12 protein-coding genes, 1 tRNA gene and 1 pseudogene are annotated in these 15,666 nt (G+C 52.5%); all 14 read left to right on the top strand.

Features of this window, described 5'->3' with window-relative positions:
* A pseudogene (locus FE848_RS18250) lies at nucleotides 1-121 on the top strand (elongation factor Tu); the annotation flags it as partial.
* Nucleotides 122-191: 70 nt separating this feature from the next.
* A tRNA-Trp gene (locus FE848_RS18245) sits at nucleotides 192-267 on the top strand.
* 34 nt (nucleotides 268-301) lie between these two features.
* Complete coding sequence (gene secE, locus FE848_RS18240) at nucleotides 302-670, top strand: preprotein translocase subunit SecE (RefSeq protein ID WP_200205309.1); 369 nt, start codon at nucleotides 302-304, stop codon at nucleotides 668-670.
* 12 nt (nucleotides 671-682) lie between these two features.
* Nucleotides 683-1,216 carry a transcription termination/antitermination protein NusG gene (gene nusG, locus FE848_RS18235; RefSeq protein ID WP_200205307.1) on the top strand — a complete coding sequence of 178 codons (534 nt, stop codon included), beginning with the start codon at nucleotides 683-685 and terminating at the stop codon, nucleotides 1,214-1,216.
* 102 nt (nucleotides 1,217-1,318) lie between these two features.
* Nucleotides 1,319-1,750 carry a 50S ribosomal protein L11 gene (gene rplK / locus FE848_RS18230; protein WP_200205305.1) on the top strand — a complete coding sequence of 144 codons (432 nt, stop codon included), beginning with the start codon at nucleotides 1,319-1,321 and terminating at the stop codon, nucleotides 1,748-1,750.
* Between the two features lies 1 nt (nucleotide 1,751).
* Nucleotides 1,752-2,450, top strand: coding sequence for a 50S ribosomal protein L1 (gene rplA / locus FE848_RS18225; RefSeq protein WP_200205303.1), 699 nt, complete (start codon nucleotides 1,752-1,754; stop codon nucleotides 2,448-2,450).
* Nucleotides 2,451-2,685: 235 nt separating this feature from the next.
* The gene (gene rplJ / locus FE848_RS18220) at nucleotides 2,686-3,216 is read left to right on the top strand and encodes a 50S ribosomal protein L10 (protein WP_200205301.1); all 531 of its coding nucleotides are present in this window, start codon (nucleotides 2,686-2,688) and stop codon (nucleotides 3,214-3,216) included.
* A 39-nt stretch (nucleotides 3,217-3,255) separates the two neighbouring features.
* Nucleotides 3,256-3,633 (top strand): 50S ribosomal protein L7/L12, encoded by a 378-nt coding sequence (rplL, locus tag FE848_RS18215; RefSeq protein ID WP_200205299.1) that lies wholly within the window; start codon nucleotides 3,256-3,258, stop codon nucleotides 3,631-3,633.
* A 241-nt stretch (nucleotides 3,634-3,874) separates the two neighbouring features.
* Entirely contained in the window at nucleotides 3,875-7,951 is a 4,077-nt protein-coding gene (rpoB, locus tag FE848_RS18210; protein WP_200205297.1) for a DNA-directed RNA polymerase subunit beta, read from the top strand.
* Nucleotides 7,952-8,027: 76 nt separating this feature from the next.
* Nucleotides 8,028-12,242 (top strand): DNA-directed RNA polymerase subunit beta', encoded by a 4,215-nt coding sequence (gene rpoC, locus FE848_RS18205; protein WP_200205295.1) that lies wholly within the window; start codon nucleotides 8,028-8,030, stop codon nucleotides 12,240-12,242.
* Nucleotides 12,243-12,404: 162 nt separating this feature from the next.
* Entirely contained in the window at nucleotides 12,405-12,779 is a 375-nt protein-coding gene (gene rpsL, locus FE848_RS18200) for a 30S ribosomal protein S12 (RefSeq protein WP_012139854.1), read from the top strand.
* Nucleotides 12,780-12,894: 115 nt separating this feature from the next.
* Complete coding sequence (gene rpsG, locus FE848_RS18195) at nucleotides 12,895-13,365, top strand: 30S ribosomal protein S7 (protein ID WP_200205292.1); 471 nt, start codon at nucleotides 12,895-12,897, stop codon at nucleotides 13,363-13,365.
* A gap of 18 nt (nucleotides 13,366-13,383) precedes the next feature.
* Nucleotides 13,384-15,486, top strand: a complete 2,103-nt coding sequence (gene fusA, locus FE848_RS18190; protein ID WP_200205286.1) for an elongation factor G — start codon at nucleotides 13,384-13,386, stop codon at nucleotides 15,484-15,486.
* 35 nt (nucleotides 15,487-15,521) lie between these two features.
* Nucleotides 15,522-15,666 (top strand): GTP-binding protein (locus tag FE848_RS18185; RefSeq protein WP_227715045.1); only part of this gene is annotated, 145 nt, incomplete at its 3' end.

The following is a 15,666-nucleotide window of genomic DNA, read 5'->3' as shown; positions in this document are numbered from 1 at the left end:
CAACGTTCAGATGGAAGTAACGTTGATTGCTCCGATCGCCATGGAAGATGGCCTGCGCTTCGCGATTCGCGAAGGCGGTCGTACCGTTGGTGCCGGCGTAGTCGCCAAGATCATCGAGTAATATATTACCCGAGTACCAAGCGCGCCCTTGTGGCGCGTTTGATAGAAAGTGCACTGAGTAGTTTCGGTGCAGGCCAGTAGCTCAATTGGCAGAGCAGCGGTCTCCAAAACCGCAGGTTGGGGGTTCGATTCCCTCCTGGCCTGCCATTTTTCTAACATCCGGATACATAAGTTGATTCCCATGGAGTCAAAAGCTGTTCAATCAAACAGTCGCTTCGATGTAGTGAAGTGGTTAGTTGTGTTCGTGCTGATCGCCGTTGGTGTTGTCGGTAATCAGTATTTCAGCGCCGAGTCTTTGCTGTATCGGGTTCTGGCTCTTGTTGTACTCGCTATCGTTGCAGCTCTTGTGGCTTTGCAAACGACGCGTGGTCGGCGTTTCGCGACTCTTCTGAAAGAAGCTCGTGTCGAGATCCGGAAGGTGGTATGGCCCACTAGGCCAGAGCTGGTTCAGACCACGATTATTGTTGTGGTTTTTGTGCTGGTTGTGTCTCTGTTGTTGTGGGGTATGGACTCCATAATCAGCTGGCTGGTCGCCGGATTCATAGGTTAACAGGAGTGGGCAATGGCTAAGCGCTGGTACGTGGTTCATGCATATTCTGGCTACGAAAAGCACGTGATGCGCACTCTCATCGAGCGCATAGCGCTTGAGGGTATGGAGGACAGGTTCGGTGAGATCCTGGTTCCTACCGAAGAAGTTGTTGAGATGCGTGATGGGAAGAAGCGCAAAAGTGAGCGCAAGTTTTATCCTGGATACGTTCTCGTGCAAATGGAAATGGATGACGGCACTTGGCACCTTGTAAAGAATACGCCTCGTGTGCTTGGTTTTATCGGTGGAACCAAGGATAAGCCTGCTCCGATTACCGAGCGGGAAGCTGAAGCTATTCTGCGTCGCGTTGAAAGCGGTGCTGACAAGCCCAAGCCGAAGACGTTGTTTGAGCCAGGCGAAGTTGTTCGCGTTATTGAAGGTCCGTTTGCTGACTTCAATGGCGTTGTGGAAGAAGTTGACTACGGCAAGAGTCGGGTCAAGGTTGCTGTTCTGATTTTCGGCCGCTCAACTCCGGTTGAATTGGAGTTCGGGCAGGTCGAGAAAGACTGATCGGTAGCTTTAAAACCGGAAGGCTCGCGCGCTAAGGCGTCGCGGGCTTTTTGTGTCTGCAACGGGGAGCCGAAAGGCGTTTGAACCCATAGGAGTACTATCATGGCTAAAAAGATAGAAGCATATATCAAGCTTCAGGTTGCTGCCGGTAAGGCCAACCCGAGCCCCCCCGTAGGCCCTGCTCTGGGTCAGCGTGGTGTTAATATCATGGAGTTTTGTAAAGCGTTTAACGCAAAGACCCAGGATATGGAAGCCGGTTTGCCGATTCCTACAGTTATTACTGTTTACAGCGACCGTAGTTTCACATTTGTTACCAAGACCCCGCCTGCACCTGTTCTTCTCAAGAAGGCTGCTGGTGTCAAGAGTGGATCTGGTCGTCCGAATACCGAAAAGGTTGGCAAGGTGACTCGCGAGCAGCTCGAAGAAATTGCCAAGACCAAAGAGCCAGATCTGACTGCTGCCGATATGGATGCAGCGGTTCGCACCATTGCTGGAACTGCCCGCAGCATGGGCCTCACCGTGGAGGGCGTGTAACATGTCTAAAATGAGCAAGCGTCAGAAGCTTATTCGCTCGAAGGTTGAGTCGACGCGTTCTTACTCTGTAGACGAAGCGGTATCACTGCTGGTCGAGCTGGGGCAAAGCGTAAAGTTCAAAGAATCAGTAGACGTTGCAATCAATCTTGGTGTTGACGCACGTAAATCTGACCAGGTTGTTCGTAGCAGCACTGTGTTGCCGCACGGTACAGGTAAAACTGTCCGCGTTGCAGTATTTACTCAGGGTGCAAACGCTGAGAAAGCGACTGCTGCTGGCGCCGACATTGTCGGTATGGATGATCTTGCTGAAGAAGTTAAGAAAGGAAACATGGACTTCGACGTGGTAATTGCCACCCCGGATGCCATGCGTGTTGTTGGTCAGCTCGGTCAGATCCTGGGTCCTCGTGGCCTGATGCCTAACCCGAAAGTAGGTACTGTTACCCCTGACGTTGAGACTGCAGTCAAAAACGCCAAAGCGGGTCAGGTGCGCTACCGCACGGACAAGAATGGTATCATCCATTCGCCGTTAGGTAATGTCGAATTCTCTGCCCAGAACATCAAGGAAAACCTTGAGGCTCTGGTAGCAGATCTGAAAAAGGCCAAGCCGTCCTCGGCGAAAGGTGTGTATCTCAAGAAGATCACTCTCTCGTCAACGATGGGTCCTGGCCTGACTATCGATCAAAGCGGTCTTGATATCTGATCTTTTGATCGGTAGTTACTTTGTAGTCTGGGCGGAAGCCAAGGCTGTCAAAGACCGCAGGCCCCTGAAGTCTTTTGGCTGGAAGGGTTAAAGCAACGCCTGCGCAGACGGTGTGAAGACGTTCTCTCTGAACCCAAACACCGTTAAGGCGCCCATAGGAAGCCTTGTATATCAGGCTTCCAGGGCAATGATGGGTTTGCCGGGAATACCCCTGGCGAAATCGAGGAGAAATCCAGTGGCAATTAGACTCGAAGACAAGAAAGCGATCGTCGCTGAAGTCAACGAGACTGCCGGTGGTGCTCTGTCTGTGGTTCTGGCTGACTACCGTGGTGTCACCTCTGGTGATATGACGGCTCTGCGTGCCAAAGCTCGTGCCGAAAATGTGCGTCTCAAGGTTGTTCGTAACAACCTGGCGAAGATCGCTATTCGTGGCACAGAGTTTGAGTGCATTGATGAGGCTCTGGTCGGCCCTACCATTCTGGCATTCTCAATGGAAGATCCGGGAGCGGCTGCACGCCTGCTTAAGGATTTTGCTAAAGAGAAAGACGCATTCGAGATTAAAGGACTGGCAGTCGGCGGTGAGCTGATGGGCGCAGACCAGATCGATCGTCTTGCCAAGCTGCCAACACGTCACGAAGCGTTGACGATGCTGGCTGCGGTAACACAGGCACCAATCACCAAGCTGGCACGGACACTGAACGAAGTTCCTTCGAAAGTGACCCGCGCCGTTGCGGCAGTTCGAGACCAGAAGCAAGAAGCTGCTTGATTCTGTTGAACACCATATTTATTTTTTTGGGAGAAAGTCATGGCTCTGTCTAAAGACGATATTTTGAATGCAATTGCAGAAATGAGCGTAATGGATGTTGTTGCGCTGGTTGAAGCAATGGAAGAGAAGTTCGGCGTATCTGCCGCTGCTGCTGTTGCTGCTGCACCTGCAGCTGCTGGTGGCGACGCTGCCGCTGCTGAAGAGCAGACTGAGTTTGATATTGTTCTGACTGGCGTTGGCGAGAAGAAAGTTAACGTTATCAAGGCTGTTCGTGAACTGACCGGTCTGGGTCTGAAAGAAGCTAAAGAACTGGTTGACGGCGCGCCTTCCACTATCAAGGAAGCAGCGAGCAAGGCTGACGCAGAAGAAGCTAAAAAGAAGCTTGAGGAAGCAGGCGCTTCTGTTGAGCTTAAGTAAGGGTCGGCTGTTGATCGAAACTGCGCTTTAAGCGCAGACAGGCTGGTGGCTTTGTGCCACCGGCCTTTTTCTGTTGTATATGCTATAGAGTCTGGTACTCGGATGCAGGTTTGTTTGGATCTGCAAACGTTTGCCAGGGTCTTCGTTCAAGACGGCGCGATAAGCCGAGCAATTCGGCCCCGAAGCAGAACATTGGTTGCTTCTTGATACCAGGTATCAGGTCTAAAGCTGGGGAATGCAGATGACTTACTCCTACACTGAAAAAAAGCGGATTCGCAAAGATTTTAGTAAATTGCCTTCCGTGATGGATGTCCCCTATTTGCTGTCTATTCAGCTGGATTCATTTCGGGACTTCCTGCAAATGGAAGCCGCACCTGGAGATCGTCGGGAAACCGGTCTTCATGCAGCATTCAAATCCGTATTCCCGATTGCCAGCTATTCTGGCAATGCAGCACTCGAATATGTGAGCTACCGCATTGGTGAGCCTGTATTCGATGTTAAGGAATGCCAGCTTAGGGGCGTAACATACGCGGCGCCGCTGAGAGTGAAAGTTCGCCTTATCATTTATGATAAGGAATCGTCCAACAAGGCGATCAAGGACATCAAAGAACAGGAAGTCTACATGGGCGAAATGCCCTTGATGACTGAAAATGGTACCTTCGTTATCAACGGTACTGAGCGTGTTATCGTTTCCCAGCTCCACCGCTCTCCCGGTGTGTTCTTTGACCATGACAAAGGTAAAACCCATTCATCCGGCAAGCTGCTTTATTCAGCCCGGGTGATTCCTTACCGTGGTTCCTGGCTCGATTTCGAATTCGATCCAAAGGACGCTGTTTTCGTTCGGATTGACCGTCGACGCAAATTGCCGGCTTCAATCCTATTGCGCTCGCTTGGTTATACGTCTGAGCAAATGCTCGCGATGTTCTTTGATACCAGCAAGTTCACTCTGGGCGCTGAAACATGCAAGCTGGAGTTGGTGCCAAGCCGCCTTCGTGGTGATATCGCGACTTTTGATATCAAGGACAACGATGGCAAGCTGATTGTTGAAGAAGGTCGCCGTATAACGGCGCGCCACATCAAACAGCTGGAAAAAGCAGGCATTAATGAACTTGAGGTTCCCACTGAGTATCTGTACGGCCGTGTTCTGGCCAAGGATATGATCGATAAGGCCAGCGGTGAAGTGCTGGTTGAGTGTAATACTGAGCTCAGTGAAGAAGTTGTTGCCAAGATTCTCGATGCTGGCGTCACTGAGATCGAGACTCTTTATACCAACGACCTGGATTGCGGTCCGTTTATGTCCGATACCCTGCGTATCGACCCGACCCGCAGCCCATTGGAAGCTTTGGTGGAAATTTACCGGATGATGCGTCCCGGGGAGCCACCCACCAAAGATTCGGCAGAGAATCTGTTCAATAACCTCTTCTTCTCCGAAGAGCGTTATGACCTGTCTGCCGTTGGCCGGATGAAGCTCAACCGTCGTCTGCGCCGCGAAGAAAGCACAGGCGAAGGTACGCTGACTCACGAAGACATCATTGATGTCCTTAAGACTCTGATCGATATCCGTAACGGTCAGGGCACAGTTGACGATATTGATAACCTGGGTAACCGTCGCGTGCGTTGTGTCGGTGAAATGGCAGAGAACCAGTTCCGCGTTGGTCTCGTTCGTGTAGAGCGTGCGGTTCGTGAGCGCCTGAGCCTTGCAGAAAGCGAAGGCTTGATGCCGCAGGATCTGATCAACGCCAAGCCGGTTGCAGCGGCAGTTAAGGAGTTCTTTGGCTCAAGCCAGCTGTCCCAGTTTATGGATCAGAACAACCCGCTGTCTGAAGTGACTCACAAGCGCCGTATCTCGGCTCTTGGGCCTGGCGGTCTGACTCGTGAGCGTGCAGGCTTTGAGGTTCGAGACGTACACCCGACCCACTATGGCCGAGTGTGTCCGATCGAGACCCCGGAGGGTCCAAACATTGGACTGATCAACTCCTTGGCAACATATGCTCGTGCCAACTCTTATGGCTTCCTTGAGAGCCCATACAGAAAGGTTATTGACGGCGTAGTGACCGATGAGCTGGTTTACCTGTCAGCTATCGAAGAGAGCAACTACGTTATCGCTCAGGCCAGTGCGGCTATGGACGAAGGCAAACGCCTGCAGGATGAACTGGTAACTGTACGTCACCAGAACGAAACTACGGTTATGCCTCCTGAAAGCGTTAACTTCATGGACGTGTCTCCACGCCAGGTTGTTTCTGTTGCTGCTTCGTTAATTCCGTTCCTTGAACACGATGATGCTAACCGTGCCTTGATGGGTGCGAACATGCAGCGACAGGCTGTTCCGACACTGCGTTCGCAGGTGCCTCTGGTAGGTACTGGCGTTGAGCGTACCGTTGCTCAGGACTCTGGTGTTTGTGTGACGGCACGTCGTGGGGGTGTCATCGAGAGTGTCGATGCGGCCCGTATCGTGGTGCGTGTGAACAACGAAGAGACCGAAGCTGGTGATGCCGGTGTGGATATTTATAACCTCACCAAGTACACCCGCTCGAACCAGAACACCTGTATTAATCAGCGTTCAATTGTTCGCCAGGGTGATGAAGTTGCCCGTGGTGACGTGTTGGCAGACGGACCTTCCGTCGATCTTGGTGAGCTGGCTCTGGGGCAAAACATGCGCATCGCATTTATGCCCTGGAATGGTTACAACTTTGAGGATTCCATCCTTATCTCCGAGAAAGTGGTTCAGGAAGACCGCCTGACCACCATCCACATCCAGGAATTGACCTGTGTGGCTCGCGATACAAAGCTGGGTAGCGAAGAAATCACTGCGGACATTCCAAACGTTGGTGAAAGCGCGCTGTCCAAGTTGGATGAGTCCGGTATTGTTTACATTGGTGCTGAGGTAGGTGCCGGCGATATCCTGGTAGGCAAGGTAACACCGAAAGGTGAGACTCAGCTGACTCCAGAGGAAAAACTGCTGAGGGCTATCTTTGGTGAGAAGGCGTCTGATGTAAAAGACACCTCCTCCCGTGTGCCAACAGGCACCCGCGGTACTGTAATCGATGTGCAGGTCTTTACCCGCGATGGCATCGAGAAAGATCAGCGTGCTCAGTCTATTGAGAAAGAGCAGCTGAACCAGTACCGCAAAGACCTGAAAGACGAGTACCGAATTGTAGAGGGTGCCACTTTCGAGCGTTTGCTGAATGCACTGAAGGGACAGCAAGTCATCAGTGGTCCTGGCCTGAAGAAAGGTGCAACCCTCGACGAGGGGTACCTGACTGAGTTGCCACGCTCAGACTGGTTCAAGCTGCGTATGCAGGATGAGAGCCTGAATGAGCTTCTCGAGAAGTCCGAGCAGGGCCTTGAAGAGCGCGTTAAAGAACACGAAGCGCGCTTTGACGACAAGAAGGGCAAGCTTCAGCAGGGCGATGATCTGGCTCCGGGCGTGCTGAAAATCGTCAAGGTTTACCTTGCGATCAAGCGTCGTATCCAGCCAGGTGACAAGATGGCCGGTCGTCACGGTAACAAAGGTGTTATCTCGGCAGTTATGCCGATTGAAGACATGCCTTACGACGAGTTCGGCAATACCGTTGATATCGTGCTGAACCCGCTGGGTGTTCCTTCGCGGATGAACGTCGGGCAGGTGCTTGAGACCCACTTGGGAGCAGCGGCCAAAGGCTTGGGTGAGCGCATCAGCAAAATGCTGGATGAGCAGCGCAAGGTGGCCGAGCTGCGCAAGCTTCTTGATCAGATCTACAACCACTCTGATGAAGTGTTCAAGGTGGACCTGGACTCTTTGACTGACAAAGAAATCCTTGAAATGTGCCATAACCTGCGTGGCGGTGTTCCTATGGCTACGCCGGTTTTTGATGGCGCCGAGGAATTTGAAGTCAAGCACATGCTCGAATTGGCGGGTCTAAGTACTACTGGTCAGACCAAGCTGTACGATGGTCGTACAGGAGACGCCTTCGATCGCCCGGTGACAGTAGGGTATATGTATATCCTCAAGCTCAACCACCTGATCGATGACAAGATGCACGCCCGTTCCACCGGTTCCTATAGCCTGGTTACCCAACAGCCGTTGGGTGGTAAGGCTCAGTTCGGTGGTCAGCGTTTCGGTGAGATGGAAGTGTGGGCCCTCGAGGCTTACGGTGCAGCGTATACGCTGCAGGAAATGCTTACCGTTAAGTCTGATGACGTGAACGGTCGGACCAAGATGTACAAGAATATTGTCGATGGTGACCATCGGATGGAGCCCGGCATGCCGGAGTCCTTCAACGTTCTTGTCAAGGAGATCCGTTCGCTGGGTATCGACATCGAGCTGGAATCTGAGTGAGCCGAATTGTTTTTGGCAGCGTGAGCGGGCACTTGGTGTGCCCGCCCGAGATTAACGCCATCCGGAGCTTTTACTGATGAAAGATTTGCTGAATCTTCTCAAGAGCCAGAACCAAAGCAAGGAATTTGATGCTATCCGTATTGGGTTGGCATCACCGGAAATGATCCGGTCCTGGTCCTTTGGTGAAGTTAAGAAGCCTGAGACCATCAACTACCGTACGTTCAAGCCTGAGCGTGACGGTCTTTTTTGTGCCAAAATTTTCGGCCCGATCAAGGACTATGAGTGTCTGTGCGGCAAATACAAACGCCTCAAGCATCGCGGAGTTATCTGCGAGAAGTGTGGTGTTGAAGTTGCGCTGGCAAGCGTACGTCGTGAGCGCATGGCCCATATCGAGTTGGCCAGCCCGGTCGCTCATATATGGTTCCTGAAGTCACTTCCGTCCCGTATCGGCCTGATGCTGGACATGACACTGCGTGATATCGAGCGTGTACTTTACTTTGAGTCGTTTATTGTAATCGACCCGGGTATGACCACGCTTGAGCGCGGACAACTGCTGAACGATGAGCAGTACTACGAAGCACTCGAAGAGTTTGGTGACGAGTTTGATGCCCGCATGGGTGCTGAAGCCGTTAAAGAGCTGCTCGAAGGGATTGATCTTCAGGAGCAGGTTGACGCACTGCGGGAAGAAATACCCCAGACGAACTCCGAAACCAAGATCAAAAAGTTCAACAAGCGCCTGAAAATTCTTGAGGCCTTTTTGTATTCCGGCAACAAGCCGGGCGACATGGTAATGACAGTGTTGCCGGTTCTTCCGCCTGACTTGCGCCCGCTGGTGCCGCTTGATGGGGGTCGTTTTGCAACATCAGATCTTAACGACTTGTATCGCCGGGTAATCAACCGCAACAACCGTCTCAAGCGACTGCTTGAGCTGAATGCTCCCGACATCATCGTGCGTAACGAAAAGCGCATGCTACAGGAAGCGGTTGATGCTCTGCTGGACAACGGTCGCCGCGGTCGTGCCATTACCGGCACAAACAAGCGCCCGCTCAAGTCCCTTGCTGACATGATCAAGGGTAAACAGGGTCGGTTCCGTCAGAACCTGCTGGGTAAGCGAGTAGACTATTCTGGCCGCTCGGTAATTGTTGTTGGTCCTTCTCTACGCCTGCATCAGTGCGGTCTACCAAAGAAAATGGCGTTGGAGCTGTTCAAGCCGTTCATTTTCTCCAAACTTGAGCATCGTGGTCTGGCCACAACGATCAAAGCTGCCAAGAAGATGGTTGAGCGCGAAGAAGGCGTTGTTTGGGATATCCTGGACGAAGTTATTCGTCAGCACCCGATCATGCTCAACCGTGCTCCAACTCTGCACCGCTTGGGTATTCAGGCATTTGAGCCGGTACTGATCGAGGGTAAGGCAATTCAGTTGCACCCCTTGGTTTGTGCCGCCTATAACGCCGACTTCGACGGTGACCAGATGGCGGTACACGTACCGTTGACGCTGGAAGCGCAGTTGGAAGCTCGTGCGCTGATGATGTCTACCAACAACATCCTGTCGCCCGCGAACGGTGAGCCTATCATTGTTCCGTCCCAGGACGTGGTGCTTGGGCTCTATTACATGACCCGTGAGCGCAAAAGTGCGCTCGGTGAGGGCATGGTCTTTGCGGACATCAAAGAAGCTCATCGTGCCTACGGCGCTGGCAAAGTTGATCTGCAGGCCATGGTTAAGGTGCGTGTGAAGGAAGTTGCCATTCTTGAGGGTGGCGAGCGCACTGAAGAATACAAGATCGTGGACACTACGGTTGGTCGCGCACTTCTGTTTGATATTGTTCCTGACGGCCTTTCTTACGACCTGGTGAATAAGCCCATGGTCAAGAAGGCGATCTCGAACCTGATCAACACCTGTTACCGGGATGCCGGTTTGAAAGAAACAGTTATCTTCGCAGATCAGCTCATGTACATGGGTTATCACTACGCGACGGTTTCTGGTATTTCGATCGGTTTCAACGACTTCGAAATTCCGCCAGAGAAGTATGAGCTGGTCGATGCCGCCTCTGATGAAGTGAAGGATATTGAAAACCAGTACGCTTCAGGTCTGCTTACGCAGGGTGAGAAGTACAACAAGGTTATCGATATCTGGTCGCGCGCTAACGACAAGGTCTCCAAGGCCATGATGCAGCGACTCTCCAAAGAGAAAGTTATCGGCCCTGACGGCAATCCCGTTAAAGGCGAAGATGGCGAAAACCTGATGCAGGAGTCTTTCAACTCCGTCTACATGATGGCGGACTCCGGCGCTCGAGGCTCTGCAGCCCAGATTCGTCAGCTCGCTGGTATGCGTGGTTTGATGGCAAAGCCGGATGGCTCGATCATTGAAACGCCAATCACCGCGAACTTCCGTGAAGGCCTGAACGTACTTCAGTACTTTATCTCGACTCACGGTGCTCGTAAGGGTCTGGCGGATACGGCACTGAAAACGGCCAACTCCGGTTATCTGACTCGCCGCTTGGTTGACGTCTCACAGGATCTCGTTGTTACCGAAGAGGATTGCGGTACAGAAGAAGGTCTGTTGATGACGCCGCACATCGAAGGCGGTGACGTAGTTGTACCTCTGGGTGATCGTGTACTGGGTCGTGTTACTGCCCGGGATACCTTCACTCCTACCGATAAGGACAACGCCGTAGTTGCAGCCGGCACTTTGCTGGACGAGAAGACGATTGAAGAGCTCGAAGGCGCTGGTGTGGATGAGGTCTGGGTTCGCTCTGCGATTACCTGTGAAACTCGCCACGGCATTTGCTCCAAGTGCTATGGTCGCGATCTGGCTCGTGGTCACCGCGTTAACGTTGGTGAGGCAGTGGGTGTTATTGCTGCCCAGTCTATCGGTGAGCCGGGAACCCAGCTTACGATGCGTACCTTCCACATCGGTGGTGCGGCCAGTCGGGCATCAGCAGTAGATAATGTCCAGGTAAAGCATGGCGGTACTGTTCGCCTGCATAACCTGAAGTCTCTCCAGAGGTCAGATGGTTCGCTGGTAGTTATATCCCGTTCATCTGCTTTGGCAATTGCTGATGACCAAGGGCGTGAGCGGGAGTGGTACAAGCTTCCATACGGCGCTGTATTGTCAGTGAAGAGCGGTGATGAAGTTGAGGCGGGTGTAGTGGTTGCCAAGTGGGATCCACACACTCACCCAATCATCGCGGAAGCAGAAGGTATTGCCAAGTTCGTCAACATGGACCAGGGCATCACCGTGCGTACCCAGACAGATGAGCTCACCGGCTTGTCGACGATGGAAATCATCGATCCGAAGGAGCGTCCAGCTGCGGGTAAAGATATTCGCCCGGCCATTCAGATGGTTGATGAAGCGGGTAATGACGTTGATCTGCCCGCAGGTGGCGCAGCGATCTTCTTCATGCCAGCAAATGCCCTGGTAACCATGGCGAATGGCGCACGTATCGAGCTGGGTGATGTGGTAGCACGTATTCCACAGGCAAGCTCGAAAACTCGCGACATCACCGGTGGTCTGCCACGGGTTGCTGACCTGTTCGAAGCGCGTCGTCCCAAGGAATCGTCTATTCTTGCCGAGATCAGTGGCGTAGTGTCGTTCGGTAAAGAGACCAAGGGCAAAAAGCGCCTGGTGCTGACTCCGAAAGATGCAGATCCATACGAAGTGCTGATCCCGAAGCACCGTCAGATGAACGTTTTCGAAGGCGAAACCGTTGAGAAAGGCGAAGTGATTTCAGATGGGCCGTCTAACCCGCACGACATTTTGCGTTTGCTGGGCGTGGTCGAGTTGGCGAGATACATCACCAACGAGATCCAGGACGTTTATCGCCTTCAGGGTGTTGTTATCAACGACAAACACATTGAGGTTATCGTTCGTCAGATGCTGCGTAAGGTTGAAGTGACCGATCCGGGTGATACCACCCTGATGTCCGGTGATCAGCTTGAGATCACAAGGCTTCTGGAAGAAAACGAAAAGGCGATTGCGGCTGATAAAGAACCGGCAAGATTTGAGCGCTTGCTGTTGGGTATCACCAAGGCATCGCTGGCTACTGAATCGTTCATCTCTGCAGCCTCGTTCCAGGAAACAACCCGGGTACTCACCGAAGGTGCGGTAACCGGCAAGCGCGATTTCTTGCGCGGCCTGAAAGAAAACGTTGTGGTCGGTCGACTGATTCCAGCGGGAACCGGTTTGGCTTATCACGCAGAGCGTCGTCGCAAGCGCGAACTGGAACAGCAGGGCGTAACAGCGGCTGATGTTGAAGAAGCTCTGAGCGCAGAACTTAACCGCGGAGGTTGAGTTTGGTGCGCCACCTCCGTGTAGATACTTATGCGGAGGTGGTTAAAAAGAGAACAGTCATCTTGACTGTCCGGGGGCGCAGGCTTAAACTTGCGTCCCTTAAATTTTACCCCTTTTACTGGGGGTAAGTTTCATTGATATGGTTTTTTGGAGTTTGCTTACATGGCAACGATTAATCAGTTGGTGCGTAAGCCTCGTAAGCGCAAGGTAGCCAAGAGCGACGTTCCTGCTCTTCAGGCCTGTCCTCAGCGCCGTGGTGTATGCACTCGTGTTTACACCACAACGCCGAAGAAGCCGAACTCAGCACTGCGTAAAGTGTGCCGTGTTCGTCTGACCAACGGCTTCGAGGTTTCCTCATACATTGGTGGTGAAGGTCACAACCTTCAGGAGCACAGTGTTGTGCTGATCCGTGGCGGTCGAGTAAAAGACCTTCCGGGTGTGCGCTATCACACTGTTCGCGGAACACTGGACACCCAGGGTGTACAGAACCGTAAGCAGGGTCGCTCCAAGTACGGTGCAAAACGACCCAAGTCGTAATGTGCTGAAAGAGTGTCTTTTATCGTTGCTTGTCAGAACGGTAAGAGTAAGGCTGAGTAGCCGTCGGCTATCTCAGGGGTTCCTGAAGACCTTTTAATTAAATAAGGGCTTATCGATGCCTAGAAGAAGAGTTGCAGCTAAACGGGAAATTATCCCGGATCCCAAATTCGGTAGTGCGCGTCTTGCCAAGTTCATCAACCACGTGATGGAGAGCGGTAAGAAAGCGGTTGCAGAGCGTATTGTTTATGGCGCCCTGACAATTGTTGCCGAGAAATCAAAAGAAGAGCCGATCGAAATGTTCGAGAAGGCCCTGGAAAACATCCAGCCGATGGTTGAGGTTAAGTCCCGTCGTGTCGGTGGTGCTACTTACCAGGTGCCTGTAGAAGTACGGCCTTCCCGTCAGAACGCGCTGGCAATGCGCTGGCTTGTAGAGTTTTCACGGAAGCGCGGCGAGAAATCCATGGCGCAGCGTCTTGCAGGTGAGATTCTTGATGCAGCTGACAGCAAAGGTGCTGCTGTTAAGAAGCGTGAAGACGTACACCGCATGGCAGATGCTAACAAAGCGTTCTCTCACTTCCGTTTCTAAACAGCCGAGGTTTATACAGTGGCACGCAAAACTCCGATTAAACGTTACAGAAACATTGGTATCTGTGCGCACGTTGATGCGGGCAAAACCACAACGACCGAACGTATTCTTTACTATACGGGTCGTAGCCACAAAATGGGCGAGACCCATGATGGCGCGTCCACCACTGACTGGATGGAGCAAGAGCAGGAGCGTGGTATAACCATCACCTCTGCCGCTGTTACTACATTTTGGCAGGGTATGGATAAGCAGTTTGATGAGCACCGTATCAACGTGATTGATACCCCGGGGCACGTAGACTTCACTATCGAAGTTGAGCGTTCCCTGCGGGTTCTCGATGGTGCTGTGGTTGTATTCTGCGGGTCCTCCGGTGTTGAGCCGCAGTCTGAGACCGTATGGCGTCAGGCTAACAAGTACGAAGTCCCTCGCATGGTGTTCGTCAACAAGATGGACCGTGCTGGTGCAGACTTCCTGCGCGTGGTTGAGCAGATCAAGACCCGTCTGGGCGCGACGCCAGTGGCTCTTCAGTTGCCTATTGGCTCTGAAGAACAGTTTGCCGGTGTTGTCGATCTGCTTCGCGGTAAAGCGATTTACTGGAGTGATGACGACTTGGGGATGACTTACCGCGAGGATGAAATTCCTGCGGATATGGTCGACGAAGTAGCCAAGTACCGTGAGGCTCTGGTCGAAGCAGCAGCTGAGGCCAACGAAGAATTTATGGAGCGGTATCTCGAAGGCGGCGAATTGTCCGTAGAAGAGATTAAAGCCGGTTTGCGTGCTCGTACTCTATCTAACGAGATCGTGCTGGCTTGCTGTGGCTCCGCGTTCAAGAACAAGGGTGTGCCTGCAGTTCTTGATGCTGTTATCGAGTATTTGCCGGCTCCGGACGAAGTTAAAGCCATTCGCGGTGAAATCGACGACGAAGGCACCGAGGATACGCGTCCAGTTGACGACAATGCTCCGTTTGCAGCGTTGGCGTTCAAGATTGCTACGGATCCGTTCGTTGGCTCTTTGACCTTCTTCCGGGTTTACTCCGGCAGGCTCGAATCCGGTAACTCCGTATTCAACTCTGTTAAAGGTAAAAGAGAGCGTGTGGGCCGAATGGTTCAAATGCACGCTAACGACCGGGAAGAGATCAAGGAAGTTCTGGCCGGCGATATCGCAGCTGCGATCGGTTTGAAGAGCGTCACTACTGGTGACACCTTGTGTGACGAGAACCACAAGATCATCCTTGAGCGGATGGATTTCCCTGAGCCGGTAATCTCGGTAGCTGTGGAGCCCAAGTCCAAGGCAGATCAGGAGAAGATGGGTGTGGCTCTGGGCAAACTGGCCCAGGAAGACCCTTCTTTCCGTGTGCGTACTGACGAAGAAAGTGGCCAGACCATTATTTCTGGAATGGGCGAGCTGCACCTCGATATCCTCGTAGACCGTATGCGTCGAGAGTTTAAGGTTGATGCGAATATCGGTAAGCCGCAAGTCGCGTACCGTGAATGCATTCGTAAGTCGGTAGATGTCGAAGGTAAGTTTGTTCGCCAGTCAGGTGGTCGTGGTCAGTATGGTCACGTAAAGGTCAGGATTGACCCGCTGCCACTTGAAGAGGGTGCTGAGAACTTTATCTTCGTGAACGAGATCGTCGGTGGTGCAGTTCCCAAGGAATATGTGCCAGCGGTTCAGCAGGGTATCTCGGAGCAGATGCAAAACGGCTGTCTGGCCGGCTATCCGCTGCTGGGTATCAAGGCAACCTTGTACGATGGTTCATACCACGATGTGGACTCCAACGAAATGGCGTTCAAAATCGCGGGTTCCATGGCAATGAAGAAGGGTGCCCTGGAAGCGAACCCGGCTCTGCTTGAGCCGATGATGAAAGTCGAGGTTGTAACACCTGAAGACTATATGGGTGACGTGGTAGGTGATTTGAACCGCCGCCGAGGCCTGATTCAGGGTATGGATGACGGTGTTGCGGGCAAGATTGTTCGCGCCGAGGTTCCGTTGTCGGAAATGTTTGGTTATGCCACGGATTTGCGCTCTGCTACTCAGGGTCGCGCGTCCTACGCAATGGAGTTTTCGCGGTATGCGGAAGCCCCGAACAACATCGCCGAAGCAATCATTAAAAAGGGTTGATACCCAGGACTTAAGAAACAGGAAGAGGTGTAACTGTGTCTAAATCTAAATTTGAGCGTATTAAGCCACACCTTAACGTGGGCACTATTGGTCACGTTGACCATGGTAAGACGACTCTGACCGCTGCTCTGACTCGTGTATGTCACGAAGTTTGGGGCACAGGTTCTGCGAGTGCATTCG

This window comes from Marinobacter sp. 1-3A (genome assembly GCF_016597775.1).
GTDB lineage: Bacteria > Pseudomonadota > Gammaproteobacteria > Pseudomonadales > Oleiphilaceae > Marinobacter > Marinobacter xiaoshiensis.
This window is presented reverse-complemented; position numbering and strand designations above follow the sequence as displayed.